This is a genomic window from Streptomyces sp. NPDC021562, from assembly GCF_040640875.1.
GTDB lineage: Bacteria > Actinomycetota > Actinomycetes > Streptomycetales > Streptomycetaceae > Streptomyces.
Genome location: NZ_JBFACN010000041.1, coordinates 23,788 through 49,610 on the forward strand (window position 1 = coordinate 23,788; position 25,823 = coordinate 49,610).

General features: G+C 71.1%; 14 protein-coding genes, 1 tRNA gene and 1 rRNA gene. 4 read left to right on the forward strand and 12 right to left on the reverse strand.

Features of this window, described 5'->3' with window-relative positions; translation table 11 throughout:
* The first annotated feature begins 93 nt into the window (after window positions 1-93).
* From AB0G52_RS38155 to AB0G52_RS38165, 3 genes are all read left to right on the forward strand, one after another.
* Window positions 94-5,085 (forward strand): ATP-dependent helicase, encoded by a 4,992-nt coding sequence (locus AB0G52_RS38155; protein WP_361343471.1) that lies wholly within the window; start codon window positions 94-96, stop codon window positions 5,083-5,085.
* Between the two features lie 84 nt (window positions 5,086-5,169).
* Entirely contained in the window at window positions 5,170-6,006 is an 837-nt protein-coding gene (locus AB0G52_RS38160) for a DNA-formamidopyrimidine glycosylase family protein (RefSeq protein ID WP_361343474.1), read from the forward strand.
* A 32-nt stretch (window positions 6,007-6,038) separates the two neighbouring features.
* Entirely contained in the window at window positions 6,039-6,803 is a 765-nt protein-coding gene (locus AB0G52_RS38165; RefSeq protein ID WP_361343477.1) for an SDR family NAD(P)-dependent oxidoreductase, read from the forward strand.
* A gap of 327 nt (window positions 6,804-7,130) precedes the next feature.
* Here AB0G52_RS38165 and AB0G52_RS38170 read toward each other — a convergent pair whose 3' ends face one another.
* From AB0G52_RS38170 to AB0G52_RS38210, 9 genes are all read right to left on the reverse strand, one after another.
* Complete coding sequence (locus AB0G52_RS38170) at window positions 7,131-7,601, reverse strand: DNA starvation/stationary phase protection protein (RefSeq protein WP_361343480.1); 471 nt, start codon at window positions 7,599-7,601, stop codon at window positions 7,131-7,133.
* Between the two features lie 205 nt (window positions 7,602-7,806).
* Entirely contained in the window at window positions 7,807-8,181 is a 375-nt protein-coding gene (locus AB0G52_RS38175; RefSeq protein ID WP_132894382.1) for a helix-turn-helix transcriptional regulator, read from the reverse strand.
* Between the two features lie 109 nt (window positions 8,182-8,290).
* Window positions 8,291-8,836, reverse strand: coding sequence for a CinA family protein (locus tag AB0G52_RS38180; protein ID WP_132894384.1), 546 nt, complete (start codon window positions 8,834-8,836; stop codon window positions 8,291-8,293).
* Window positions 8,833-9,612, reverse strand: a complete 780-nt coding sequence (gene pgsA, locus AB0G52_RS38185) for a CDP-diacylglycerol--glycerol-3-phosphate 3-phosphatidyltransferase (RefSeq protein WP_361343484.1) — start codon at window positions 9,610-9,612, stop codon at window positions 8,833-8,835. The genes AB0G52_RS38180 and pgsA overlap by 4 nt, the downstream gene beginning before the upstream one ends.
* On the reverse strand, window positions 9,609-11,081 hold the full coding sequence (gene rimO / locus AB0G52_RS38190; protein WP_361343487.1) for a 30S ribosomal protein S12 methylthiotransferase RimO: 1,473 nt from the start codon (window positions 11,079-11,081) through the stop codon (window positions 9,609-9,611). Before rimO ends, pgsA begins: the two co-directional genes overlap by 4 nt.
* A 92-nt stretch (window positions 11,082-11,173) precedes the next feature.
* Window positions 11,174-12,013 carry a helix-turn-helix domain-containing protein gene (locus tag AB0G52_RS38195; RefSeq protein ID WP_132894389.1) on the reverse strand — a complete coding sequence of 280 codons (840 nt, stop codon included), beginning with the start codon at window positions 12,011-12,013 and terminating at the stop codon, window positions 11,174-11,176.
* Window positions 12,014-12,289: 276 nt separating this feature from the next.
* On the reverse strand, window positions 12,290-15,040 hold the full coding sequence (locus AB0G52_RS38200; RefSeq protein ID WP_361343491.1) for a DNA translocase FtsK: 2,751 nt from the start codon (window positions 15,038-15,040) through the stop codon (window positions 12,290-12,292).
* A 124-nt stretch (window positions 15,041-15,164) separates the two neighbouring features.
* Window positions 15,165-15,848 carry a response regulator gene (locus AB0G52_RS38205; protein ID WP_132894393.1) on the reverse strand — a complete coding sequence of 228 codons (684 nt, stop codon included), beginning with the start codon at window positions 15,846-15,848 and terminating at the stop codon, window positions 15,165-15,167.
* Window positions 15,849-16,122: 274 nt separating this feature from the next.
* Window positions 16,123-21,579 carry a HAMP domain-containing protein gene (locus tag AB0G52_RS38210; protein ID WP_132894395.1) on the reverse strand — a complete coding sequence of 1,819 codons (5,457 nt, stop codon included), beginning with the start codon at window positions 21,577-21,579 and terminating at the stop codon, window positions 16,123-16,125.
* A gap of 409 nt (window positions 21,580-21,988) precedes the next feature.
* Between AB0G52_RS38210 and AB0G52_RS38215 the strand changes: the two genes are divergently transcribed.
* The gene (locus AB0G52_RS38215) at window positions 21,989-24,745 is read left to right on the forward strand and encodes a SpoIIE family protein phosphatase (protein WP_132894396.1); all 2,757 of its coding nucleotides are present in this window, start codon (window positions 21,989-21,991) and stop codon (window positions 24,743-24,745) included.
* A 58-nt stretch (window positions 24,746-24,803) separates the two neighbouring features.
* Here the strand turns inward: AB0G52_RS38215 and AB0G52_RS38220 are convergent.
* The 3 genes from AB0G52_RS38220 to rrf all read right to left on the reverse strand — a co-directional run.
* A tRNA-Thr gene (locus AB0G52_RS38220) sits at window positions 24,804-24,879 on the reverse strand.
* Window positions 24,880-24,955: 76 nt separating this feature from the next.
* Complete coding sequence (locus AB0G52_RS38225; protein ID WP_132894404.1) at window positions 24,956-25,618, reverse strand: DegT/DnrJ/EryC1/StrS family aminotransferase; 663 nt, start codon at window positions 25,616-25,618, stop codon at window positions 24,956-24,958.
* Window positions 25,619-25,731: 113 nt separating this feature from the next.
* Window positions 25,732-25,823 (reverse strand): 5S ribosomal RNA (gene rrf / locus AB0G52_RS38230); the annotation flags it as partial.

The window sequence follows — 25,823 nt, forward strand, 5'->3', positions numbered from 1 at the left end:
GGCCTCCCCCCTCCCGCCGAGCGCCACCCCACCCCGTCACTCGCGTTTGCGCAGGTCAGGTTGATTGTCGGTGGTCGGGTGCAGGATGGACGCATGGCGAAATCCGGTCAACGAGCCCTCGACGGCTTCTCCCCCGCGACCCGCGGCTGGTTCACGGGGGCGTTTTCCGCGCCCACCGCGGCCCAGGCGGGCGCGTGGCAGGCCATCGGCGCGGGCTCGGACGTGCTGGTGGTCGCCCCGACCGGCTCGGGCAAGACGCTGGCCGCCTTCCTCGCCGCCCTGGACCAGCTGGCCTCCACCCCGCCGCCGGCCGACCCGAAGAAGCGCTGCCGGGTGCTGTACGTGTCGCCGCTCAAGGCCCTCGCCGTCGACGTCGAGCGGAACCTGCGCAGTCCGCTGACCGGCATCCGCCAGGAGTCCGTCCGCCTCGGCCTGCCCGAGCCGGAGGTGAAGGTCGGCATCCGCTCCGGCGACACCCCGGCCGCCGAGCGCCGCGCCCTGTCCACCCGACCGCCCGACATCCTGATCACCACTCCGGAGTCCCTGTTCCTGATGCTGACGTCGGCCACGCGCGACGCGCTGACGGGCATCGAGACGGTGATCCTGGACGAGGTGCACGCGGTCGCCGGCACCAAGCGCGGGGCTCATCTCGCGCTCTCCCTGGAGCGGCTGGACGAACTGCTGCCGAGGCCCGCCCGCCGCATCGGTCTGTCCGCGACCGTCCGCCCGGTCGACGAGGTGGCCCGCTATCTGTCGCCGCGCCGCAAGGTGGAGATCGTCCAGCCCGAGTCCGGCAAGGAGTTCGACCTCTCCGTGGTCGTGCCGGTCCAGGACATGGGCGAGCTGGGCGGCTCCCCGGCCCGCGACGGCGCCGAAGGAGCGGAGAAGCCGTCGATCTGGCCGCACGTGGAGGAGCGGATCGCCGACCTGGTGCAGGCCCACCGCTCCACGATCGTGTTCGCCAACTCCCGCCGGCTGGCGGAGCGCCTGTGCAACCGGCTCAACGAGATCGCCTACGAGCGGGTGACCGGCGAGCCCCTGGACGAACACCACGCGCCGGCGGAGCTGATGGGCGGCTCGGGCGCGGCCCAGGGCGCCCCGCCGGTCATCGCCCGCGCGCACCACGGTTCGGTCTCCAAGGAGCAGCGCGCGCTGGTCGAGGAGGACCTCAAGGCCGGCCGGCTGCCCGCGGTGGTGGCCACGTCCAGCCTCGAACTGGGCATCGACATGGGCGCGGTGGACCTCGTCGTCCAGGTCGAGTCCCCGCCGTCGGTCGCCTCCGGACTGCAGCGCGTCGGCCGCGCGGGACACCAGGTCGGAGCGGTCTCCACCGGGGTGGTCTTCCCCAAGTACCGCGGCGACCTGGTGCAGGCGGCCGTGGTCACCGAGCGGATGCGCACCGGCTCCATCGAGTCCCTGCGGGTCCCCGCCAACCCGCTCGACGTGCTGGCCCAGCAGCTGGTCGCGATGACCGCCCTGGACACCTGGCAGGTGGACGACCTGCTGACCACGGTCCGCCGCGCGGCCCCCTTCGCCTCCCTGCCGGAGTCGGCGTTCACGGCGGTCCTGGACATGCTCGCGGGCCGCTATCCGTCGGACGCGTTCGCGGAGCTGCGCCCGCGGGTGGTCTGGGACCGGGTCACCGGTACGGTCACCGGCCGCCCGGGCGCCCAGCGGCTCGCCGTCACCTCCGGCGGCACCATCCCCGACCGCGGTCTCTTCGGTGTCTTCCTCGCCGGTGCCGACCCCAAGAAGGGCGGCGGCCGGGTCGGCGAGCTGGACGAGGAGATGGTCTACGAGTCCCGGGTCGGCGACGTCTTCACCCTCGGCACCAGTTCCTGGCGGATCGAGGACATCACCCGCGACCGGGTCCTGGTCTCCCCCGCGCCCGGCGTCCCCGGCCGGCTGCCCTTCTGGAAGGGCGACCAGCTCGGCCGCCCGCTCGAACTGGGCCGTGCGGTCGGCGCGTTCCTGCGCGAGGTGGGTTCGCTCTCCAAGGAGGACGCCCGGCTGCGTCTGCTGGCGGCGGGCCTCGACGCCTGGGCGGCGGACAACGTGCTGTCGTACCTGGACGAACAGCGCGAGGCCTGCGGCCATGTCCCCGACGACCGCACGATCGTCGTGGAGCGCTTCCGCGACGAACTGGGCGACTGGCGCGTGGTCGTCCACTCCCCCTTCGGAGCCCAGGTGCACGCCCCCTGGGCGCTGGCCCTCGGCGCCCGTCTGTCCGAGCGGTACGGCATGGACGCGCAGGTCATGCACGCGGACGACGGGATCGTGCTGCGGCTGCCCGACGCCGACCTGATGGGCCTGGACCTGCTGGACCAGGCGCCCGTGCGGGCCGGCAGCGAGTACGACGCCGAGCAGGCCCCGGTCGGCGCCGCCGACGTCGCCTTCGACAAGGGCGAGGTCGACCAGATCGTCACCGACCAGGTCGGCGGCTCCGCCCTGTTCGCCTCCCGTTTCCGCGAGTGCGCCGCCCGCGCGCTGCTGCTCCCGCGCCGCAACCCCGGCAGGCGCACCCCGCTGTGGCAGCAGCGCCAGCGTGCCGCCCAGCTTCTCCAGGTGGCCGGCGAGTTCGGTTCGTTCCCGATCGTCCTGGAAGCGGTCCGCGAGTGCCTCCAGGACGTCTTCGACGTGCCCGGCCTGGTCGAGTTGATGGGCGACCTGGAGTCCCGCAAGGTCCGCCTGGTCGAGGTCACCACCCCCGAGCCCTCCCCCTTCGCCCGCTCCTTGCTCTTCGGGTACGTCGCCCAGTTCCTTTACGAGGGCGACTCGCCGCTCGCCGAGCGCCGCGCGGCCGCGCTCTCCCTGGACTCGCGGCTGCTGGCCGAGCTGCTGGGCCAGGCGGAGCTGCGCGAACTGCTCGACGCCGAGGTCCTCACGGAACTGGAGAGCGAACTCCAATGGCTCAGCGAGGACCGCCGGATCAAGGATCTGGAGGGAGTCGCCGACGTACTGCGGCTGCTGGGACCGCTGACGGAGGCCGAGCTGGCGGAGCGGGGCGCCGAACCGCAGTGGGCCCGGGAGCTCGCCGGCGCCCGTCGGGCCATCAAGGTGCGGATCGGCGGCGCCGACCACTGGGCCGCGATCGAGGACGCGGGGCGGCTGCGCGACGCCCTCGGCACGGCCCTGCCGGTCGGCGTCCCCGAGGCGTTCACCGAGCCGGTGAAGGATCCGCTCGGCGACCTCCTCGCCCGGTACGCGCGCACCCACGGCCCGTTCACGTCGGCCACCGCTGCCGCCCGCTTCGGGCTCGGGGTGGCGGTCACCGAAGGCGCGTTGCAGCGGCTCGCCGCGGGCGGCCGGGTGGTCCAGGGCGAGTTCCATCCGGCGGGCATCGGTCAGGAGTGGTGCGACGCGGCCGTGCTGCGCAGGCTGCGCCGCCGTTCTCTGGCCGCGCTGCGGCACGAGTTGGAGCCGGTGGCACCGGCCGCGCTCGCTCAGTTCCTGCCGCAGTGGCAGCACATCGGCAAGGGGCACGGGCTGCGGGGCGTCGACGGGCTGGTGCGCGCGGTCGAGCAGTTGCAGGGCGCGTCCGTCCCGGCGTCGGCTCTGGAGAAGCTGGTCCTGCCGTCCCGTGTGGTCAACTACACGCCGTCCATGCTGGACGAACTGACCGCGGCCGGCGAGATCGTGTGGGCCGGCGCGGGCGCCCTGCCCGGCAAGGACGGCTGGGTATCCCTGTACCTGGCGGACGCGGCGCCCCTGCTCCTTCCGCCACCGCACCCCCTGGAGCTGACGGCCCTGCACCAGTCCGTACTGGACGCCCTGTCCGGCGGCTACGGCCTGTTCTTCCGTCAGATCGCCGACCAGGTCCGTGCCACCACCCATCCCGACGCCACCGACCCCCACCTGGCCGACGCACTCTGGGACCTGGCGTGGTCGGGGCGGCTCACCAACGACACGCTGGCCCCGCTGCGCTCCCTGCTGGGCTCCGGCCGTACCGCCGGGTCCACGGCCCACCGCGCCAAACGCACCGTCCCGCGCGGCCGCTACGGCTCCCTGACGGCCGCCGCCCGTACGGCCTCCCGTACCGGCCCGCCGACCGTCGCCGGCCGCTGGTCCCTGCTGCCCGAGCCCGAGCCGGACACCACCGTGCGCGCCCACGCCCTGGCCCGCACCCTGCTGGACCGGCACGGGGTGGTGACCCGGGGCGCGGTCGCGGCGGAGGGGGTCGAGGGCGGCTTCTCTGCGGTGTACCGGATCCTGTCGGCGTTCGAGGAGAGCGGGCAGGCCCGCCGGGGCTACGTGGTCGAGGGGCTGGGCGCGGCCCAGTTCGCGATGGACGGCGCGGTCGACCGGCTGCGCGCCGTGTCCAACGCCCGTGAACGCGGCGAGGGTACGCCCGGCACCGGCCTGCGGAACGGCACCGGTCCGGGTGACACCACCGGCTTCGGAAACGGTGGCCGCATCCCTGCGGCCGCCTTCGGCGCCGAAACCCCCGTCACCCCCCTCGGCCCCTTCGACGGAACCGGCCCCGCCGGTGTCGGCGACGACTTCACCTGGCCCCCCGAGCCGCCCGCCGCCCCCGGCGACTACCTCTCCCCGAAGGACTTCGCCCCCGGCGGCCCCTTCGGCGAATCGCCCGCCGACCCCTTCGCCGCCCCCGGCTACGGCGGCCCCCGGGGCGGCGGCCCGGCCACCCCCCACACCTACGGCAACCACCACACCCGCACCCCGGCGGGGCCCGACCCCAGAGCCGCGGTCCTCGCCGCGGCCGACCCCGCCAACGCCTACGGCGCCGCGCTCCCCTGGCCCGAGCCACCCACCGGCGCCGGGCACAAGCCGGGCCGCAAGGCGGGCTCGCTGGTCGTCCTGGTCGAGGGCGAGCTGACGCTGTACATGGAGCGCGGCGGCAAGACGCTGCTGGCCTGGCCCTCCGACCCGGACTCGGCCGCACCCGACGACCCGCGTCTGCGGACGGCGGCGGAGGCTCTCGCGGCGGCCGCCCGCGCGGGCAGCCTCGGCACGGTGACGGTGGAGCGGGTCAACGGCGCGGCGGCCCTGACCTCACCGCTGGGCACCCTGCTGGAGGGGGCGGGGTTCATCGCGACCCCGCGCGGCCTTCGGCTACGGGCGTGACCGCCATGAACGTCCGCCATGCTCACCGTGCGCCCCTCGGGCCCTGTCCGTCCCGGCCCGGCACCCGCGTGCCACTCTTGACCCATGCCCGAGGGTGACACGGTCTGGCAGGCGGCACGGCGCCTGCACGACGCGCTCGCCGGCAAGGTGCTGGCCCGCAGTGACTTCCGGGTGCCCAGATACGCCACGGTCGACCTCGGCGGGCGTACCGTCCTCGGCACCGTGCCCCGTGGCAAGCACCTGCTGACCCGTTTCGAGGGCGGCCTGACCCTGCACACGCATCTGCGGATGGAAGGCGCCTGGAAGGTGTTCGGCGCCGGGGAGCCCTGGAAGGGCGGCCCCGCCCACCAGATCCGGGTCGTCCTGAGCACCGCCGACCGCACGGCCGTCGGCTACCGCCTTCCGGTCCTGGAGCTCCTGCGCACCGGCGAGGAGGACGCCGCGGTGGGCCACCTCGGCCCCGACCTGCTGGGCCCGGACTGGGACCCCGAGCGCGCCCTCGCCAACCTGCTCACCGACCCCGGCCGCCCGCTCGGCGAGGCCCTGCTCGACCAGCGCAACCTCGCCGGCATCGGCAATGTCTACAAGAGCGAGCTCTGCTTCCTGATCGGCGCCACTCCCTGGCTGCCGGTGGGCGCGCTCCCCGCCGACCGCGCCGCGCACCTCCCCCGCCTCGCGCAGCGGCTCCTGGAGGCCAACCGGGACCGCCCGGTCCGCCGGACCACGGGCCTGCGCCACCAGGACCTGTTCGTGTACGGCCGCGCGGCCCGGCCCTGCCTGCGCTGCCGCACCCCGATTTGCCTGGCCGACCAGGGCGACGGTTCCCGCGACCGCCCCACCTACTGGTGCCCGGCCTGCCAGACCGGACCGGCCCCGGCTCCGGGCTCGCCCCCGACCCGCAGAACACGCACACCCAATTGACGACCCGTCAGGAACGCTCGTACCGTCCCTTCATGCCAGTCGATGCGTACGACCTCACCGGACGCACCGCATTCGTCACCGGCGCCGCCAGCGGCATCGGCCGTGCCTCGGCCGTGCTGCTCGCCGAGGCGGGCGCGACCGTGCACTGCGGAGACCTCGACACGGACGGACTGCACGGGACCGCCGCACTGATCAAGGACGCCGGCGGCACCGCCCACACCCACACCCTCGACGTGACCGACCGGGCGGGGCTCGCACGGGCCGTACGGTCCTGCGAGCGGCTGGACATCATGGCGGCGGTCGCCGGGATCATGCACCGCAGTCCCGTCCTGGACACCCGCGACGAGGACCTCGACCGGGTGCTGGCCGTCAATTTCAAGGGCGTCCTGCACAGCTGCCAGGAGGCGGCACAGCTGATGCTGGAGCGGCGGACCGGGGGCAGCATCGTCACCATGGCGTCCGGCGCGATCGACACCGGCGGCCCCGGCCTGCTCTGCTACGGCGCCGCCAAGGCGGCCGTGGTGCAGCTGACCAAGACGCTCGCGAACGAGGTCGGCGGGCACGGCATCCGGGTCAACGCGGTCGCCCCGGGCTGGATCCGTACGCCCATGACCGACCGCGACGACAGTGCGGAGCAGCGGCGCACGGAGGGGTGGATGGCCCGGATGTCGCCGCTGGGCCGGGTCGGTGAGGCGACGGACATCGCGCACGCCGTGCTCTACCTGGCCTGCGACGCCTCGTCGTTCATGACGGGCCAGATCCTGCGCCCGAACGGAGGGGTGGCGATGCCCTGGTAGGGCGCCGGCCCTCCCAGGCGGCCCGCCACCTGCCCGGGCCGAGGGCGCCTGCGGCCCGGGACCGCGGCACGCAGTTCACCGGCAGCAGGCTCAGCCCCCAGCCACCGGCGGCCACGGTCGCCTCCAGCGCCCCGGCGCCGTCGGCGAACGCGATCCGCAGCACGGCCCACCACCACAGCGCCGTGCACCCCAGGGCAACCCCCCAGCGCATCATCCGCCCCATCTTGGCCGCCACCTCCAGCCGGACGCTAGAACGCCGCCCGGCCCACCGGGGAGGCGCACCGAGGGCTCACCGATGCAACGGCCGTCGGCCGACGTCGGCCTCTGCTACGCGTTCTCCGCCTGGAACATCCAGTGATGCTTCTCCAGATCCGCCGTGACGGCGATGAAGATGTCCTGGGACACCGGGTCCGGCTCCGCGGTCGCCGTGATCCGCTCCCGCATCCGGGCGATCACCGCGCCCAGCGCGTCCGCCAGGGCCGCCACCGCGTCCGAGTCGTTGACCCAGCCCGCGGGGGCCGCCGAGACACCGCTGCCCGCGGCCACGGTGGCCGCGCGCCCGTCCGGTGAGACGCCCAGCGCGGACGCCCGTTCCGCGACCGTGTCGGAGTGCGTACGGGCCGAGTACACCACCTCGTCGAGCTGGAGGTGGACGGAACGGAAGCGGGGGCCGACCACGTTCCAGTGGACCTGTTTGGCGACCAGGGCCAGGTCCACCAGGTCGACGAGGGCGCCCTGCAGCGCCTCGGCCACGGTCTTCAGGTCCGCGTCGGACAGCGGGCTCTTCACGACGTACATGCGTACTCTCCGGTGCTCGGCCCCCTGTCACGTCCCTCCACGATGACCGCAGCACCGGGTACCGGCAAACGGACGCACTTGGCGCCGGGGCGCACGAAGGCCCCGGCCGCGCCCTTCCAGGGTTCTCCTGGGGAGGCGGGGCCGGGGCCTCGCGCACTTCTTCGGCGCCGGGTCGGCGCCACGTCGGTCTAGACCGGCGCGGGCGTTACGCCGCGACCACGTCCACCGCTTCGGCGGGTGCCTTGATGGTCACCCGTTCCGGTGGCACACCGGTCACCGAGACGGTGCCCAGCATCGGGCGAACCGGCGTCGGTACGGACTCGGTGGCCTGGGCGGACTGGGCCAGCTCGGCGAGGGCGAGCTCGTCGCTCACTTCCCGCATGAGCTCGGACATCCGTACGTCCAGCGCGTCGCAGATGGCGGAGAGCAGCTCGGAGGAAGCCTCCTTCTGCCCCCGCTCCACCTCGGAGAGATAGCCGAGCGAGACTCGGGCGGACGAGGAGACTTCGCGCAGAGTACGGCCCTGGCGCTGGCGCTGCCGACGCAGCACGTCACCCAGCAGGCGACGGAGCAGAATCATCGGTGGCTCCCTCCTCGGACCGCGTAACCGCATCCTTCACGCCCCACCGTACCGCCTTGCGCCGCGGCCGTGCGGGGAGCGATGTCGTGTTCACTCAGGGCTGCAAACATCAAAACCCCCCGTTCTGTTCCGTATCCTGTGTCCGCTCATTCCCGGTCTGTTCGTTCGCAAGCTCCTTCAGGAGCAGCGCGAGTACGCTCCGTACACTCTCTCTACGAATTTCCGCACGGTCGCCGTTCAACCGCAGGGCCGCCACTTTTCCGCCGCCGGCAGAACCGGAACCCGCCGCGAAGGGGCCGTCGACCGCCACGAACACGGTGCCCACGGGGCGGCCGTCCTGCGGTTCGGGTCCGGCGACGCCGGTGGTCGCGAGGCCCCAGTCGGCGCCGAGCGCCTTGCGTACCCCGGCGGCCATCTGGGCCGCGACCTGCGGATCCACCGCTCCGCGCTGGGCCAGCAGGGTGGCGTCGACACCGAGCAGCTCGTGCTTCAGTTCGGTGGCGTAGGCGGTGACGGACCCGCGGAACGCCTTGGAGGCCCCCGGGACCGTGGTGATCTCGGCCGCGACCAGTCCACCGGTCAGCGACTCGGCCACAGCCAGGCTCTGGCCTCTCACCGTCAGTAGTCGCACCAGTTCGGCGGCCGTGGAATTCACGCTTCCGTCTCCTCCGAGGCCGTTGTCCGCTCGGCGATCCCCTGCCGCCGCAGCACAATGGCTTGTCTCACATAGTCGAGGCCCGTGACGACCGTCAGGACGACGGCCACTGCCATCACCCAGAACCTCAGGGTCGCCAGCCATCCCGTCAGTGCCAGCACGTACATGCCGACGGCCACGCCCTGGGTGAGGGTCTTGAGCTTGCCGCCGCGGCTGGCCGGGATCACGCCGTAGCGGATGACGACGAAGCGCATGAGCGTGATGCCGAGTTCCCGGGCCAGGATCACGATCGTCACCCACCAGGGCAGGTCGCCCAGCGCGGACAGGCAGACCAACGCCGCTCCCATGATCGCCTTGTCGGCGATGGGGTCGGCGATCTTGCCGAAGTCGGTGACCAGGTTGTAGGTGCGGGCCAGATGGCCGTCGAACAGGTCGGTGATCATGGCGACGGCGAAGGCCGCCCAGGCGAGCGAGCGCCATGCCGGGTCGTATCCGCCGTCGGCGAGCATCAGCGCGACGAAGCCGGGCACCAGGACCAGCCGGAGCATGGTCAGCAGGTTGGCGACGTTCCACACGCTGGCCTGGTTGACGGCGGCGGCCGTGATCTTCCCGCCGCGCGGCGGCTTCTCCTCGTGCGGCGAGCCGCTCTGCGGGCCGCCGTGCGAGCCGCTCTGCGCGCTGCCCTGGGCGGGGGTGGGACCGGAGGTGGCGGCGGAGCCCGCGGCGCCGGGCGCGCCGGAGGGGCCGCCCGCGGCGGACGCCGGGACTCCGGTCATCTGCCGTCCTCCTCGCTCCACGTGGCCGAGCCACGCAGCGGCTCGGCCACCAGGTCGACACCTTCCGTACCGACCACCTTCGCCTCGACCATACGACCGGGACGCAGTCCCTCGCCGCTCGTGAGCAGCACCTGTCCGTCGGTCTCGGGCGCCTGGTGGGCCGCCCGGCCGTAGACGCCGTCCTCCTCGTCCACGGACTCCACGAGGACGTGCAGGGTCTCGCCGACGCGCTCCTCGGCACGCTGCGAGACGAGCTCCTCGGCGAGCTGGGAGATGTGCGCGAGGCGTTCGGCGACGACGTCCTCGTCGAGCTTGTTCTCGTACGTGGCCGCCTCGGTGCCCTCCTCGTCGGAGTAGCCGAAGACACCGATGGCGTCCAGCCGGGCGCCGTTCAGGAAGCGCTCCAGCTCGGCCAGGTCGGACTCGGACTCACCGGGGAAGCCGACGATGAAGTTGGAGCGGACACCGGCCTGCGGGGCCTTGCCGCGGATGGTGTCCAGCAGCTCCAGGAAGCGGTCGGTGTCGCCGAAGCGCCGCATGGCCCGCAGCACGCCGGGGGCGGAGTGCTGGAAGGACAGGTCGAAGTAGGGGGCGACCTTCGGGGTGGAGGTCAGCACGTCGATCAGGCCGGGGCGCATCTCGGCGGGCTGGAGGTAGCTGACGCGCACCCGCTCGATGCCGTCGACCTCGGCCAGCTCGGGCAGCAGGGACTCCAGGAGGCGGATGTCACCGAGGTCCTTGCCGTAGGAGGTGTTGTTCTCGGAGACCAGCATGATCTCCTTGACGCCCTGCTCGGCCAGCCAGCGGGTCTCGTTGAGCACGTCGCTCGGGCGGCGCGAGATGAAGGAGCCGCGGAAGGACGGGATGGCGCAGAAGGTGCAGCGCCGGTCGCAGCCGGAGGCGAGCTTCACCGAGGCGACCGGGGAGCCGTCCAGGCGGCGGCGCAGGGGCGCACGCGGTCCGGAGGCGGGCGCGAGGCCCTCCGGGAGGTCGGCCGGCGCGTGGCCCGGCAGTGCCACCGAGGTGGCCGAGTCCTGTCGCTCGGCCGGGCTGATGGGCAGCAGCTTGCGTCGGTCGCGCGGGGTGTGGGCGGCGTGGATGCCGCCGCTGAGGATCGTCTGCAGGCGGTCGGAGATGTCGGCGTAGTCGTCGAAGCCGAGCACGCCGTCGGCCTCGGGCAGCGCCTCGGCGAGTTCCTTGCCGTACCGCTCGGCCATGCAGCCCACCGCCACGACGGCCTGGGTTCTGCCGTGGCCCTTGAGGTCGTTGGCCTCCAGGAGGGCGTCCACGGAGTCCTTCTTGGCGGCCTCGACGAAGCCACAGGTGTTGACGACGGCGACGTCGGCGTCCGACGCGTCCTCGACGAGGTGCCAGCCGTCCGCCTCCAAACGGCCTGCGAGCTCCTCCGAGTCCACCTCGTTACGGGCGCAGCCGAGAGTGACAAGTGCGACGGTACGGCGTTCAGGCATGGGCTCAAGACTACTTTGTCTCACCGACAGCCCACGTCGAAGGGGCTGGCCGATCATGGCCAACCCCTTGGGCACGTGCTCGATCCGAACTTTTATCCGACTTCCGGGTCGCCCTTGGTGTACGTCAGGCGCTCCACGGCACCCGGCTGGAACTGGTCCTCGATCTTCTTCCCGTTGACGTAGAGCTGGATGGCTCCGGCGTCGCCGAGGATCAGGTTGATCTTGGAGCTGTCCTGGAAGGTCTTGGAGTCGCCTTTCTTCAGGAGCCCGTCGAAGAGCATCCGGCCGTTGTGGTCCTTGGCCGAGATCCAGCTGCGTCCGTTGGCCGCGCTGACCTGGACGGTGACCTTGTCCTGGGGCGCGGCGGCGATCGCGCTGTCGGAGGGCTCGGGGGCCTTGCCGGGCTTGCTCTCCTTCGGGGTGGGCGAGGCCGGCTTGCTGGTCGACGGGGTGGCCCCCTCGGCGACCGACTGCTTGGCGTCGTCGCCACCGCCCTTGAAGGCGGTGAAGCCGACGAAACCGATCACGACGACGATCGCGGCGACCATGGCCGCCGTCCAGTTGGGTCCGCGCCGCTCGGGCCGGATGCGTTCCGCCTCGAACAGCGGTGCGGCGGGCGTCGGCGCGGGCCGCCCACCACCGTGCTCGGCCGCGAACTGCGCGAGCAGCGGCTCGGGGTCGAGACCGACGGCCCTGGCCAGGGTCCGGATGTGGCCGCGGGCGTAGACGTCGCCGCCGCAGGGGGCGAAGTCGTCGGCCTCGATGGCGTGCACGATGGCGATCCGGACCCGGGTCCTCCCGCTGATGTCGTCGACGGTCAGCCCGGCGGCGATGCGGGCCTGCTTGAGGGCTCGGCCTACGGAGGGGCGGTTTTCCTCGGACACGTCTGGGAACGGACGCTCGTCTTCAGGGGAGTTGCTGCCGATGGACACGGGGGCGCCTTTCGAGCGTTTAGCCGCCTGTGCTGGAGGTTCAGTCTAGGGGGGGTACGAAAGGGTGAGGCAACCGGACGATACGACTTTCTACGCCATCGGTATGGTCGGACACCCCGATGACAGGTCAGGTGTGCGCCCCAAGATGGAGTACACACCTTTCCTCTCGCTCAACTTGACGTACGTCAAAGGGAAACGGTTGCCCGACGATCTCTAACGGGTGGATCACGACATGCCTCCACCCGGCGTACAGGCGCCCGCGCCCCTGAGACAGACCTACCCCTCAGACTCCCCGCGGATCACGGCGAGCACTCCGTCCAGCTCATCGGGTTTCACAAGAACATCACGTGCCTTGGACCCCTCGCTGGGTCCGACGACCCCGCGCGACTCCATCAGGTCCATGAGCCGACCGGCCTTGGCGAAACCGACGCGCAGCTTGCGCTGGAGCATGGACGTCGAGCCGAACTGCGTGGAGACGACCAGCTCGGCCGCCTGGCACAGCAGGTCGAGGTCGTCGCCGATGTCCTCGTCGATCTCCTTCTTCTGCTTGGTGCCCACGGTGACGTCGTCCCGGAAGACGGGCGCCATCTGGTCCTTGCAGTGCTGGACGACCGCCGCGACCTCCTCCTCGGTCACGAACGCGCCCTGCATACGGGTCGGCTTGTTCGCCCCCATCGGAAGGAAGAGCCCGTCGCCCTTGCCGATCAGCTTCTCCGCGCCGGGCTGGTCGAGGATGACCCGGCTGTCGGCGAGCGAGGAGGTGGCGAAGGCGAGCCGGGAGGGCACGTTCGCCTTGATCAGACCCGTGACGACGTCGACCGACGGGCGCTGGGTGGCGAGCACCAGGTGGATGCCGGCGGCCCGCGCGAGCTGCGTGATGCGCACGATGGCGTCCTCGACGTCACGCGGGGCGACCATCATCAGGTCGGCGAGCTCGTCGACGATCACCAGCAGGTACGGGTAGGGACTGAGCTCGCGCTCGCTGCCCTCGGGCAGCTTGACCTTGCCCTCGCGGATCGCCTTGTTGAAGTCGTCGATGTGCCGGAACCCGAACGCGGCCAGGTCGTCGTAGCGCAGGTCCATCTCGCGCACGACCCACTGGAGCGCCTCAGCGGCCCGCTTGGGGTTGGTGATGATCGGCGTGATGAGGTGCGGGATGCCCTCGTAGGCGGTCAGCTCGACGCGCTTGGGGTCGACGAGGACCATCCGCACGTCCTCCGGGGTGGCCCGCATCATGACCGAGGTGATCAGGCAGTTGATGCAGGACGACTTGCCGGAGCCGGTGGCGCCCGCGACCAGCATGTGCGGCATCTTCGCCAGCGAGTGCATGACGTAGCCGCCCTCGACGTCCTTGCCGAAGGCGACCAGCATCGGGTCGTCGTCCTCGGCGGACTCGGCGAGCCGCAGCACGTCACCGAGGTTGACCATCTCCCGGTCGGTGTTGGGGATCTCGATGCCGACCGCGGACTTGCCGGGGATCGGGCTGATGATCCGCACGTCCGGGCTGGCGACGGCGTACGCGATGTTCTTGGTGAGCGCAGTGATCCGCTCGACCTTCACGGCGGGGCCGAGTTCCACCTCGTAGCGGGTGACCGTCGGTCCGCGGGTGAAGCCGGTGACGCGCGCGTCGACCTTGAACTCCGAGAAGACGGTGGTGAGGGAGGCGACGACGGCGTCGTTGGCCGCGCTGCGGGCCTTGCCGGGGCCGCCGCGGGTGAGCAGGTCCAGCGAGGGCAGCGCGTAGGTGATGTCGCCGGAGAGCTGGAGCTGCTCGGCGCGCGGGGGCAGGTCGCGGGGCTCCTCGGGGGCCGGTTTCGTCAGGTCCGCGACGACCGGTTCGCTCTTGAGCTTCTCCTGCTGGGGCCGCGCCGCCGGGACCGGGTTCGGGACCGGCACGGGTCCGGGCGTGGGCGTGGGTGTGGTCTCCTCGCGGTCGCCGACGCCGACACCCTGGGTGAGGTCGGCGACGAGCGGCGAGGGCGGCATGCCGTGCAGGACCGCGCCGTCGAGCGCGGCGGCGGCCGCCGCCGCGACGTCCACCGCGTCCAGCCTGCGCCCCATCTCGGGCTGCGGCACCGCGGAGCGCCTCGGGCGGCCCCGGCGCTTGCCGAGCGCCTCCTGCTCGGCGGCGTCGGGGTCGTACTCCGCCGGGGCGCCGGTGCGCTTGCGGGGGCGCGCGGGCAACGCCTCGCGCCACTGGTCGTCGTAGCGCTCGTCGTCCTCGGTGTACTCGGCGTAGTCGTCCGGTTCGGGGTCGTGCAGCAGACCGAGGCGCACGCCCAGCGCACGCAGCCGCTGCGGGATCGCGTTCACCGGGGTCGCCGTGACGACCAGCAGCCCGAAGACCGTGAGCAGCACCAGCAGGGGTACGGCGAGGACCTCGGTCATGGTGTACGTCAGCGGGGTCGCCACCGCCCAGCCGATGAGGCCGCCGGCGTCCCTTATGCCCTGCATGCCGTCGCTGCGGGCGGGCGCGCCGCAGGCGATGTGGACCTGCCCGAGCACGCCGATGACCAGCGCGGACAGCCCGATCACGATCCTGCCGTTGGCCTCCGGCTGCTCGGGGTGGCGCATGAACCGTACGGCGATCACCGCGAGCAGTATCGGCACCAGCAGGTCGAGACGCCCGAAGGCGCCGGTGACGAGGATCTCGACCAGGTCGCCGACCGGGCCGCGCAGGTCGGCCCAGGTGCCGGCGGCGACGATCAGGGCGAGGGCGAGCAGCAGCAGGGCGACGCCGTCCTTGCGGTGGGCCGGGTCCAGGTTCCTGGCTCCCTGTCCTATGCCGCGGAAGACGGCGCCGACGGCGTGCGCGAGGCCGAGCCAGAGGGCGCGCACCAGACGGACGACGCCCCCGGTGGGGCTGGGCGCCGGCCTGGGCGGCGGGGCGGACTTCTTCGCCGCGGTCCTCTTGGCCGGCGCCTTCTTGGCCGGGGCCTTCTTCGCGGCGGCCCTCCTCACCGGAGCCTTCGAGGGAGCGGCCTTCTTCGCGGGCTGCTTCTTGGCTGCCGAGGGACGTGAGGCCATGGGTGTGAGGTTACCGGGGGATGCGACAGGGGACACGTGTGCCCACTGCTTCACCCGTTCGTGTCGCCCTTGCCGGGGCACGGAACTGACGCACGCGCATGGGCAACTGGGTCCGCCGCCGTGGTCAGTTCTGCGACGGGAGCGGTGCGGAACCGCCGCCCGTACCCGGTTCGAGGGCGTCGAGCGCCCGCCGCAGGCCGGTGAGTTTGCGCTCCAGGTGGGCCGCCGTGGCCACCGCGGCCGCGTCCGCGGACTCGTCGTCCAGCTGCTTGGACAGGGCCTCGGCCTGCTCCTCGACGGCGGCGAGCCGCGCCGACAGCTCGGCGAGCAGCCCCGCGGACTCCTTGCCGGCCACCGCGCCGCCCTTGCCGCCGCCCTCCAACTGCAGCCGCAGCAGCGCCGCCTGCTCGCGGAGCTGGCAGTTCTTCATGTACAGCTCGACGAAGACCGAGACCTTGGCGCGCAGCACCCACGGGTCGAAGGGCTTGGAGATGTAGTCGACCGCGCCCGCCGCATAGCCCCGGAAGGTGTGGTGGGGGCCGTGGTTGATGGCGGTGAGGAAGATGATCGGGATGTCCCGGGTCCGCTCCCGCCGCTTGATGTGCGCCGCGGTCTCGAAACCGTCCATGCCCGGCATCTGGACGTCCAGCAGAATGACCGCGAAGTCGTCCGTGAGCAGTGCCTTGAGCGCTTCCTCCCCGGACGATGCCCGCACCAGTGTCTGATCGAGCGCAGAGAGGATGGCCTCCAGCGCCAGCAGATTCTCCGGCCGGTCATCGACCAGGAGGATCTTGGCCTTCTGCACCATGGCCCGCCCTCCTCGCCCCGGATGTGCACCGGGCGCCGCCCCAGGGGACGACTCCGTTTCGCCGCCCGTCCTTGTGCCGGTCATGGTAGCCGCACCCCGCCTGTCGCCACACCCTGTCACCGCGATGTCACTGTGCACGTAGCAGAAACGCAGCCGGAGACCAGAAGGTTCCCCCAATCCCGCACTTCTACACGGGTTCGGCCACCGTGAGTCAGCAACTTCCCGCGCTCACGGAAGGTTCCCTTGCCGTTCACATCACACCTGATCGTTTCGGTCACTCCCCGCGCATCCACTGCTCCATCACCGCCAGAAGGTGATCAGGATCGACCGGCTTGGTGACGTAGTCGGAGGCACCCGACTCGATCGCCTTCTCCCGGTCGCCCTTCATCGCCTTCGCGGTCAGCGCGATGATCGGCAGCCCGGCGAACTGCGGCATCCGACGGATCGCGTTGGTCGTCGCATAGCCGTCCATCTCCGGCATCATGATGTCCATCAGCACGACCGCCACATCCTCGTGCTGTTCCAGCACCTCGATGCCCTCCCGGCCGTTCTCGGCGTACAGCACCGACAGACCGTGCTGCTCCAGGACGCTGGTGAGCGCGAAGACGTTGCGGATGTCGTCGTCGACGATCAGCACCTTCTCCCCGCCGAACCGCACCCCCCGGCGCGGCTGCGGGGCCGCCACCTCCTGCTCGGCCAGCACCGGCCAGGTCTCGGGCACCGCCGGAGCACCCCGGCGCCGGCGCCGGAAGAGCGCGGCGGCGCCGTTCTGGGTCTCCTGGTACGACTTCACCTCGGCCGGCGTCTCGATCTCCACCCCCGACAGCTCCGAGCTGCGGTTCTGCGAGGCCACCAGGTCCCCGGCCTCCAGCGCGGGCACGGACTGCTGATAGCCCTGCGGCGGCAGCTCACTCGGGTGCAGCGGCAGGTACAGCGTGAACGTCGAACCACGGCCCGGCTCGCTCTGCGCGTGGATCTCACCACCGAGCAGCTGCGCGATCTCCCGCGAGATCGACAGCCCCAGGCCCGTACCCCCGTACTTGCGGCTCGTCGTGCCGTCGGCCTGCTTGAACGCCTCGAAGATCACCCGCATCTTGCTGGCCGCGATACCGATACCGGTGTCGGTCACCGAGAACGCGATCAGCGGCGCGTCCGGATCGCTGAGCGAACCGGCCTCCAGAAGCTGTTCCCGGATCCCCGCCGGCACCTCGCCGCTCGCCGGCCGGATCACCAGCTCCACCGAACCCGAGTCGGTGAACTTCACCGCGTTGGACAGCAGGTTGCGCAGCACCTGAAGGAGCCGCTGCTCGTCGGTGTGCAAGGTGGCGGGCAGCTCCGGCGAGACCCGCACCGACAGGTCCAGGCCCTTCTCCGCGGTCAGCGGCCGGAAGGTCGCCTCCACGTAGTCCACGAGCTGGACGAGCGCGATGCGCGTCGGGGAGACGTCCATCTTGCCCGCCTCCACCTTCGACAGGTCGAGGATGTCGTTGATGAGCTGCAGCAGGTCGGAACCGGCGCCGTGAATGGTCTCGGCGAACTCCACCTGCTTCGGCGACAGATTGCCCTCGGCGTTGTCGGCGAGCAGCTTGGCCAGGATCAGCAGCGAGTTGAGCGGGGTGCGCAGCTCGTGCGACATGTTGGCGAGGAACTCGCTCTTGTAGCGCATGGAGACCGCGAGTTGCTCGGCACGCTCCTCCAGGACCTGCCGGGCCTCCTCGATCTCCGTGTTCTTCACCTCGATGTCCCGGTTCTGCTGGGCCAGCAGCTCCGCCTTCTCCTCCAGTTCGGCGTTGGACGCCTGCAGGGCCTTCTGCCGGTTCTCCAACTCGGCCGACCGCTCCTGCAGTTGCTCGGTCAGCTCCTGCGACTGCTTCAGCAGCACCTCGGTCTTGGTGTTCACCGAGATGGTGTTGACGCTGGTCGCGATCATCTCGGCGATCTGGTTCAGGAAGTCCTTCTGGATCTGCGTGAACGGCGTGAACGAGGCCAGCTCGATCACGCCGAGCACCTTGCCCTCGAACAGCACCGGAAGCACGATCACCTGCGCCGGCGGAGCCTCGCCCAGCCCCGAGGAGATCTTCAGGTAACCGGTCGGCGCCTTCTCCACCAGGATCGTGCGCTTCTCATGGGCGGCCGTGCCGATCAGCGCCTCACCCGGCCGGAACGACGTCGGCATGGAACCCATCGAGTAACCGTACGAACCCAGCATCCGCAGCTCGTACGCCTCCTCGCTCTCCGCGCTCAGGTCCTTCCCGTCCACCAGCGGCATCGCCAGGAAGAACGCGCCGTGCTGCGCGGAGACCACCGGCGTCAGCTCGCTCATGATGAGCGCGGCCACGTCCGCCAGGTCCCGGCGACCCTGCATCAGCGCGGAGATACGCGCCAGGTTGCCCTTGAGCCAGTCCTGCTCCTCGTTGGCGATCGTGGTGTCACGCAGGTTCGCGATCATCTTGTTGATGTAGTCCTGCAACTGCAGGATCTCGCCGGAGGCGTCCACGTCGATCTTCAGGTTCAGATCGCCACGGGTCACCGCGGTCGCCACCCGCATGATGGCGCGCACCTGCCGGGTCAGGTTCCCGGCCATCTCGTTCACGGACTCGGTGAGGTCGCGCCAGGTGCCGTCCACGTCACGCACGCGTGCCTGGCCGCCCAGCTCCCCTTCGGTGCCCACCTCGCGGGCGACCCTGGTGACCTCCTCGGCGAAGCTGGACAGCTGGTCGACCATCGTGTTGATCGTCGTCTTCAGTTCGAGGATCTCACCGCGCGCGTCGATGTCGATCTTCTTGGTCAGGTCGCCCTTGGCGATGGCCGTCGTCACCATCGCGATGTTGCGCACCTGCCCGGTCAGGTTGGACGCCATCTGGTTCACCGACTCGGTGAGGTCCTTCCAGGTCCCCGCCACACCCGGTACGTGCGCCTGACCGCCCAGGATACCGTCCGTACCCACCTCACGGGCCACCTTGGTGACCTGGTCGGCGAACGAACTCAGCGTCTTCACCATCTGGTTGATGGTGTCGGCGAGCTGCGCCACCTCACCGCTCGCCTCGATGGTCACCTGCCGCGTCAGATCGCCGTTGGCGACCGCCGCCGAGACCTGGGAGATGTTCCGCACCTGCATGGTCAGGTTGTTGGCCATCAGGTTCACGTTGTCGCTGAGGTCCTTCCAGATGCCCGTGACACCCGGAACGCGCGCCTGACCACCCAGGATGCCCTCCGTGCCCACCTCACGGGCCACCCGGGTCACCTGCTCGGCGAAACTGGACAGCTGGTCCACCATCGTGTTGACCGTCGTGACGAGCTCGAGGATCTCGCCCTTCGCGTCAACAGTGATCTTCTTCGACAGGTCGCCCTTGGCCACCGCCGTCGTGACCTCGGCGATGTTGCGCACCTGGATGGTCAGGTTGTTCGCCATGAAGTTCACGGACTGGGTGAGGTCCTTCCAGGTGCCCGCCACCCCCTGCACCTCGGCCTGACCGCCCAGGATGCCCTCCGTGCCCACCTCACGCGCCACGCGCGTGACCTCCTGGGCGAACGACGACAGCTGGTCCACCATCGTGTTCAGGGTGTTCTTCAGCTCCTGGATCTCACCGCGCGCGTCCACGGTGATCTTCTGGGAGAGGTCACCCCGGGCCACCGCGGTCGCCACCTGCGCGATGTTGCGGACCTGCGCCGTCAGGTTGCCGGCCATGCCGTTCACGGAATCCGTCAGGTCCCGCCACACCCCGGCCACGCCCGGCACCTGCGCCTGCCCGCCGAGCCGGCCCTCCGTACCCACCTCACGGGCCACCTTCGTGACCTGGTCGGCGAAGGCCGACAGTTGATCAACCATCGTGTTGATCGTGTTCTTCAGTTCGAGGATCTCACCGCGCGCGTCGACGTCGATCTTCTGGGACAGGTCGCCCCGCGCCACCGCCGTCGTCACCTGGGCGATCTGCCGCACCTGCGAGGTGAGGTTGCCGGCCATGAAGTTGACGGAGTCCGTCAGCTCCTTCCAGGTGCCCGAGACACCGTCCACCCGGGCCTGCCCGCCCAGCCGGCCCTCCGTGCCCACATCCCTGGCCATCCGCGTCACCTGGTCGGCGAAACTGGACAGCTGGTCCACCATCGTGTTCACGGTGTTCTTCAGCTTCAGCATCTCGCCCGAGACGTCGACCGTGACCTTCTGCGACAGGTCACCGTTGGCCACAGCCGTCGTCACCTGGGCGATGTTGCGCACCTGACCGGTGAGGTTGCGGAACGCCGTGTTGACGGAGTCCGTCAGGTCCTTCCAGGTACCCGCCGCCCCCGGCACCTGCGCCTGACCGCCCAGCTCACCCTCGACACCGATCTCCCGGGCCACCCGGGTGACCTCGGCACCGAACGACGACAGTTGGTCAACCATCCCGTTGACGGTGTTCTTGAGCTCCAGCATCTCGCCGGCCACATCCACCGTGACCTTCTGCGACAGGTCACCGTTGGCCACCGCCGTCGTCACCGCGGCGATGTCACGCACCTGGGTGGTCAGGTTCCTGAAGACGGTGTTGACGGAGTCCGTCAGGTCCTTCCAGGTACCCGCCGCCCCCGGCACGTTCGCCTGCCCGCCGAGCCGCCCCTCGCCACCGACCTCGTTGGCCACCCGCGTGACCTCGTCCGCGAAGATCCGCAGCGTCTCGGTCATCTGGTTGATCGTCTCGGCGAGCTGCGCGACCTCACCGCGCGCCGGAACGGTCACCTTGCGCGACAGGTCACCGTTGGCGACCGCGGTGGTCACCTCCGAGATCCCGCGCACCTGCGCCGTCAGGTTGCCCGCCATGGTGTTGACGGAGTCCGTGAGCTCCTTCCACGTACCCGCAACACCGGGTACGTGCGCCTGACCTCCCAGGATGCCGTCCGTACCCACCTCACGGGCGACCCGGGTCACCTCCGAGGAGAACGCCGACAGCTGGTCCACCATCGTGTTGACGGTTTCCTTCAGCTCCAGCATCTCGCCGGCCACCTGCACGGTGACCTTCCGGGACAGATCACCCTTGGCTACCGCGGTCGTCACCAGCGCGATGTCCCGCACCTGCGCCGTCAACCGGTACGCCATCGTGTTCACCGAGTCCGTCAGGTCCCGCCAGGAACCCGACATGCCACGCACGCGTGCCTGACCGCCCAGCTTGCCCTCGGTGCCCACCTCACTGGCCACCCGCGTGACCTCGTCGGTGAACGTCGACAACTGGTCGACCAGGTTGTTGACCGTACGGCCGACCTTGAGGAACTCGCCGCGCAGCGGATGCCCGGCCCCGTCCGGCGACGGCGTCCGCAGCTCCATCCGCGGCGACAGGTCACCCTCGGCCACCGCCGTCAGGACCCGGCCCACCTCGGAGACCGGCCGCACCAGGTCGTCGACCAGGTCGTTCGAGTTGTCGATCGCAGCCGCCCAGGAACCCTCGCAGGCGCCCGTCTCCAGCCGCTCCGTGAGTTTTCCCTCACGTCCGACGACACGCCGTACCCGCGACAGCTCACCCGTGAGGTGGAGATTGCGGTCGGCCACCTCGTTGAAGACCGCCGCGATCTCCGACATCACGCCGTCCCCGGACACCGTGAGCCGCTTGCGGAAGTTCCCGTCCCGCATGGCCACCAGAGCCGCCAGCAACCGGTCCAGAGACGCCGAGTCCACCTCCGTGGTCCCGCCGCCCCGCCGCCTGCTCAGGGACGGTCCGCCTTTCGCGCGCGCCTGAGTGCTCCGCGTCGCTGCGCCAGACTCCACTGTGTCCCTCCCGCAGGGGTCGACCGTTACTGCTGTGCCACTGCCGTGCCCGGATACCGCCATACTCGGCGTACCACTTACTTCGGCGTACCAGTTACTGCTGCGTATTTCTGCCAGATGGGATCCGGTCACACCAAGGGCTGCTGCCCTCCGTACACGGAACGCACTCAGACTGACCGGACCTTCAACAGAAGCTTGCCCAGTGTTTCACCCCGGCCGAACCAGGCCATAACAGTTCGGCAGCTTCGCACATCGTCCGCACACCCTTGGGGCGTAAACACCGGCGACCGGCATCCGCTCGGACGGCGAAGGTAAGTAACCTTGCATGCGGCTGTCCAGCCGCACCGGTCCGTCCGGCCTGGGCGGTGGCACGAGAACGAGCGGGCATTCGGAGGGGCGGCCGCAGACCATGACCACCGGAGTGATCCCCGGGGGACACAACCCGGAGCCACGGCCCACGGGCGAGCGCATGCCGCAGCAGCGGCACGAGCCCACCGGCCGGCAGAGCCCGCACGTCGAGACCCGGACGAGGAGTTCAGTGATCACCGCGCGCGCGGCCGCCACCTTCGAGCCCGTAGGGCGATCGGTCGCGACCGCCCGGGCCTTCGTCCGCGACACCCTCCAGGGCTGGGGCTTCGCCGACATCGTCGACGACGCCGTGGTCCTCACCAGCGAACTCGTCACCAATGCCGTGGTGCACGCCGGCACCCACGCCGACGTCCTGTGCCTGCGCACCGAGGACGGCGTCCGCATCGAGGTCGCCGACCGCTACCCGGAACGCGAGGTCCCGCTCCAGGGATCCGCCGTCAACATGGGCAGCCCCGACCGCGAGGGCGGCCGCGGCCTCCAGCTCTGCGCGGCCCTCGCCGCCCGCTGGGGCGTCGAGTACACCCCCACCCACAAGAACGTCTGGTTCCAGCTCGACCTCCCCGAGCGCCCCGTCGGCACCCGCGCCGCCGGCCCGTCCCTCCCCCCCGACCTGCTGCCCCTCGCCGACGGCCGGGTCCGCGTGGCGGTCATCCAGATCGACCGCAAGGGCTCCGTGACGGCCTGGAACGAGGACGCCGAGGACATTTTCGGCCACACCGCCGCCGAGGTCACCGGAAAGCCCCTCACCGACCTCGCGGCCTGGCCGCACACCCCGGGGACCGGCACCGGCATCGCCGAGGCCCTCCAGCTCTCCCGCTGGGAGGGCAGCTACGGCATCCGCGGCGCGGACGGCCGCGTCACCCCCGTCTACGCCTCCCACCTGAGAGTCCGCGACACCGACGGCGAACCCTCCACCGTCTGCCTGCTCGTCCGGGACCACGAACGCGCCGTCCTGCAGACCCCGTTGCGCGTGCCCGCCTCCGACGCCACCGGCACCGCCGACGGCCAGAGCGCGGACCCCTTCGAGGTGTTCATCGGCTCCCCCGCCCCGGACGACCTCGACGGCCTCCTCCAGCGCACCGTGGAACGCGCCCGGGACATGCTCGACGGTGACTCCGCCTTCCTGCTCCTCGCCACCGACGACGAGACCGAGCTGGAGGTCCGCGCCTCCACCGGCCTGCCCTCCGCGCGCCAGCGCTTCGCGCGCGTGCCCGTCGAAGCGGGCCCCGGCCGCTACGGCTCGGCCCGCATGCCGGCCGTACACGAGGATCTGACGGCCGTACCGGGCGCCGTGCCCCTCCTGGGAGGCACTGGCATGCGTTCGGTCGTCACGGTCCCGCTGAAGGTCGAGGGCCGCCTGACGGGGTCCCTGGGTGTCGCGGCCGAGGCTCCGGGCAGATACTCCAACGAGGAGGCGCTGCGCCTCCAGTTCGCCGCCGACCGCATCGCCCTGGCCGTCGAGTCGGCCCGCCTGGGCGAGCTGGAGCGGCTGCGCCGCGGCTCGCTCAGCTTCCTGGTCGAGGCGTCCGACCTGCTCGCCGGCACCCTGGACCGCGACCAGACCCTCGCCCTGATGGCGCAGATGACGGTGCCGACCCTGGCCACCTGGTGCGCCGTCTACACGATCGCCGACCAGGCCTCCGAGCCGTACCTGTCGTACGTCCTGCACGAGGACGAGGAACTCATCGACGGCATCAAGTCGTTGCTCTCCAAGGTGCCCCCGCCGGACCCGGTGCCCACGCCCGGCGCCCGCGTCTGGACCGCCCCCGGGGAACACGCCCACCGGGCTGCCCTGCGCAGCTCCATGCGCAGCCTGGGCCTGACCGGCGGCCCGACCCGCCAGGTCTCCTCCGGCATCGGCCCCACCCTCGCCACGGCCTCCGCCGTCGGCGGCGAGACCGTCGTCCTGCCCCTGGTGGCCCGCAACCGCGTCATCGGCATGCTGACGCTCGGCAAACCCACCGACGAACACTTCCGCCAGGAGATCCTGGAACTCGCCGAGGACCTCTCCCGTCGTGCCGCCCTGGCCCTGGACAACGCCCGCCTGTACTCGGAACGCACCGCCATCAGCCAGGCCCTCCAGCGCAGTCTGCTGCCCCCGGGGACCCCGCACATCGAGGGCATGGAGGTCGAGGTCATCTACCGCGCCGCAGGCGAGGGCAACGAGGTCGGCGGCGACTTCTACGACGTCTTCCCCATCTCGGACGGCGCGTACGGCTTCGCCATCGGCGACGTCTGCGGCACGGGCCCGAACGCGGCCGCGGTGACCGGCCTGGCCCGGCACGCCCTGCGCCTGCTGGCCCGCGAGGGCCTCAGCGGACCGGCCGTCCTGGAGCGCCTCAACTCGGCCATCCTCGACGAGGGCGACCGCAGCCGCTTCCTGACCCTCCTGTACGGCGAGATGCGCCCCCAGGAGGACGGCAGCGCCGAGATGAAGGTGGTGTGCGCCGGCCATCCGCTCCCGTTGCGGCTGCGCCAGGACGGCACGGTGGAGGCCGCCGCCGAACCCCAGCCGCTCCTCGGCGTCATCGAGGACCTGGACCTCTACGAGCAGACGGTCACGCTCGACCCGGGCGACGTCCTGCTGTGCGTCACGGACGGCGTGACGGAACGCCGGGAGGGCACGCGCATGCTCGGCGACGACGGCCTCGCGGACGTGCTGACGACCTGCACGGGACTGACGGCGGGCGCGGTGGCCGCGCGCATCATGCGCGCGGTGGAGCGTTTCGCGTCGGACGCGCCCTCGGACGACATGGCGATTCTGGCGATGCGGGTCCCCGGCCTCCAGAAGGACTGAGCGGGCCGGGGAAAAGGGCATGAAAAAGGCCCCACCCGTGAGGGTGGGGCCTTTTCGATGGAGCCCCCAAACGGAATCGAACCGTTGACCTTCTCCTTACCATGGAGACGCTCTGCCGACTGAGCTATAGGGGCCTGTCGCCTTTTCGAGGTTTCCCCCGCGGCAACGGAATAGATCATACCCCGACGACGCCCGAGTTCCCAAATTCGCTCAGAAGGCGGTCTGGAGCAGTCCGCCGAGGGCGTTGCAGGCGGACACGATCCGCTGCATCTCCCGCTTCGTCAGCGAGGCCTCCACCGGCAGCGCCAGCGTCTCGTCGGCGGCCAGTTCCGTCTCCGGCAGGGACACGCACCGCCGGAACTCGGGCAGCCGGTGCACGGGCGTCTTCACCGGCACCCGGCAGTCAACTCCCTTGCCGCGCAGGGCCCGAGCGAAGGCGTCCCGGTCGGGCCTGCCGTTCCCCGGCACCCTTACGACGTACTGCTGGTAGGTGTGCCCGTCGCCGCCGTCCGGAGTCCGCACCCCGCGCAGCTTCGCGTCGAGGTAGCCGGCCCGCTGCCGACGCTGCGCGATCTCGTCGTACGGCGCCTCGGACTCGCCCTGTTCCAGGACCAGCAGTCCGTACCGCTGCCCCAGGGCGTGCAACCGCGGGATGTCGGCCCACCGGCCGAACCGGTGTACGACAACGACCGCCGCGGAACGCTCCGTTATGGCCGCTTCCACCGCCGACACGTCGAGGCAGTAGGTCAGCGGATCTATGTCGGCGAACACCGGGAGCGCACCGGCCAGTGTCACGGCCTCGGCGACCTCGACGTTCCCGAAGGCCGGCACGATGACCTCGTCGCCGACTCCGACGCCGGCGGCCCTGAGCATTGCAGCAGTACTCATGCTGCGATGCTCGGTGCGCCAAGTGAACGTCAAGTTAAGCAAAACAAAAAAGGGTTGGGCCCCGAACCGAAGTTCAGGGCCCAACCCTTTCAATGTTTGTTCGGCGGCGTCCTACTCTCCCACAGGGTCCCCCCTGCAGTACCATCGGCGCTGTGAGGCTTAGCTTCCGGGTTCGGAATGTAACCGGGCG

What these genes read in the sequence shown, in the direction of transcription:
- AB0G52_RS38160 (WP_361343474.1), top strand. Translation starts at nt 5,170, where the DNA reads ATGCCCGAGGGTGACACGGTCTGGCAGGCGGCACGGCGCCTGCACGAC.
- AB0G52_RS38155 (WP_361343471.1), top strand. Translation starts at nt 94, where the DNA reads ATGGCGAAATCCGGTCAACGAGCCCTCGACGGCTTCTCCCCCGCGACC.
- AB0G52_RS38225 (WP_132894404.1), bottom strand. Translation starts at nt 25,618, where the DNA reads ATGCTCAGGGCCGCCGGCGTCGGAGTCGGCGACGAGGTCATCGTGCCG.
- rimO (WP_361343487.1), bottom strand. Translation starts at nt 11,081, where the DNA reads ATGCCTGAACGCCGTACCGTCGCACTTGTCACTCTCGGCTGCGCCCGT.
- AB0G52_RS38170 (WP_361343480.1), bottom strand. Translation starts at nt 7,601, where the DNA reads ATGTACGTCGTGAAGAGCCCGCTGTCCGACGCGGACCTGAAGACCGTG.
- AB0G52_RS38175 (WP_132894382.1), bottom strand. Translation starts at nt 8,181, where the DNA reads ATGATTCTGCTCCGTCGCCTGCTGGGTGACGTGCTGCGTCGGCAGCGC.
- AB0G52_RS38165 (WP_361343477.1), top strand. Translation starts at nt 6,039, where the DNA reads ATGCCAGTCGATGCGTACGACCTCACCGGACGCACCGCATTCGTCACC.
- AB0G52_RS38200 (WP_361343491.1), bottom strand. Translation starts at nt 15,040, where the DNA reads ATGGCCTCACGTCCCTCGGCAGCCAAGAAGCAGCCCGCGAAGAAGGCC.
- AB0G52_RS38205 (WP_132894393.1), bottom strand. Translation starts at nt 15,848, where the DNA reads ATGGTGCAGAAGGCCAAGATCCTCCTGGTCGATGACCGGCCGGAGAAT.
- AB0G52_RS38215 (WP_132894396.1), top strand. Translation starts at nt 21,989, where the DNA reads ATGACCACCGGAGTGATCCCCGGGGGACACAACCCGGAGCCACGGCCC.
- pgsA (WP_361343484.1), bottom strand. Translation starts at nt 9,612, where the DNA reads ATGACCGGAGTCCCGGCGTCCGCCGCGGGCGGCCCCTCCGGCGCGCCC.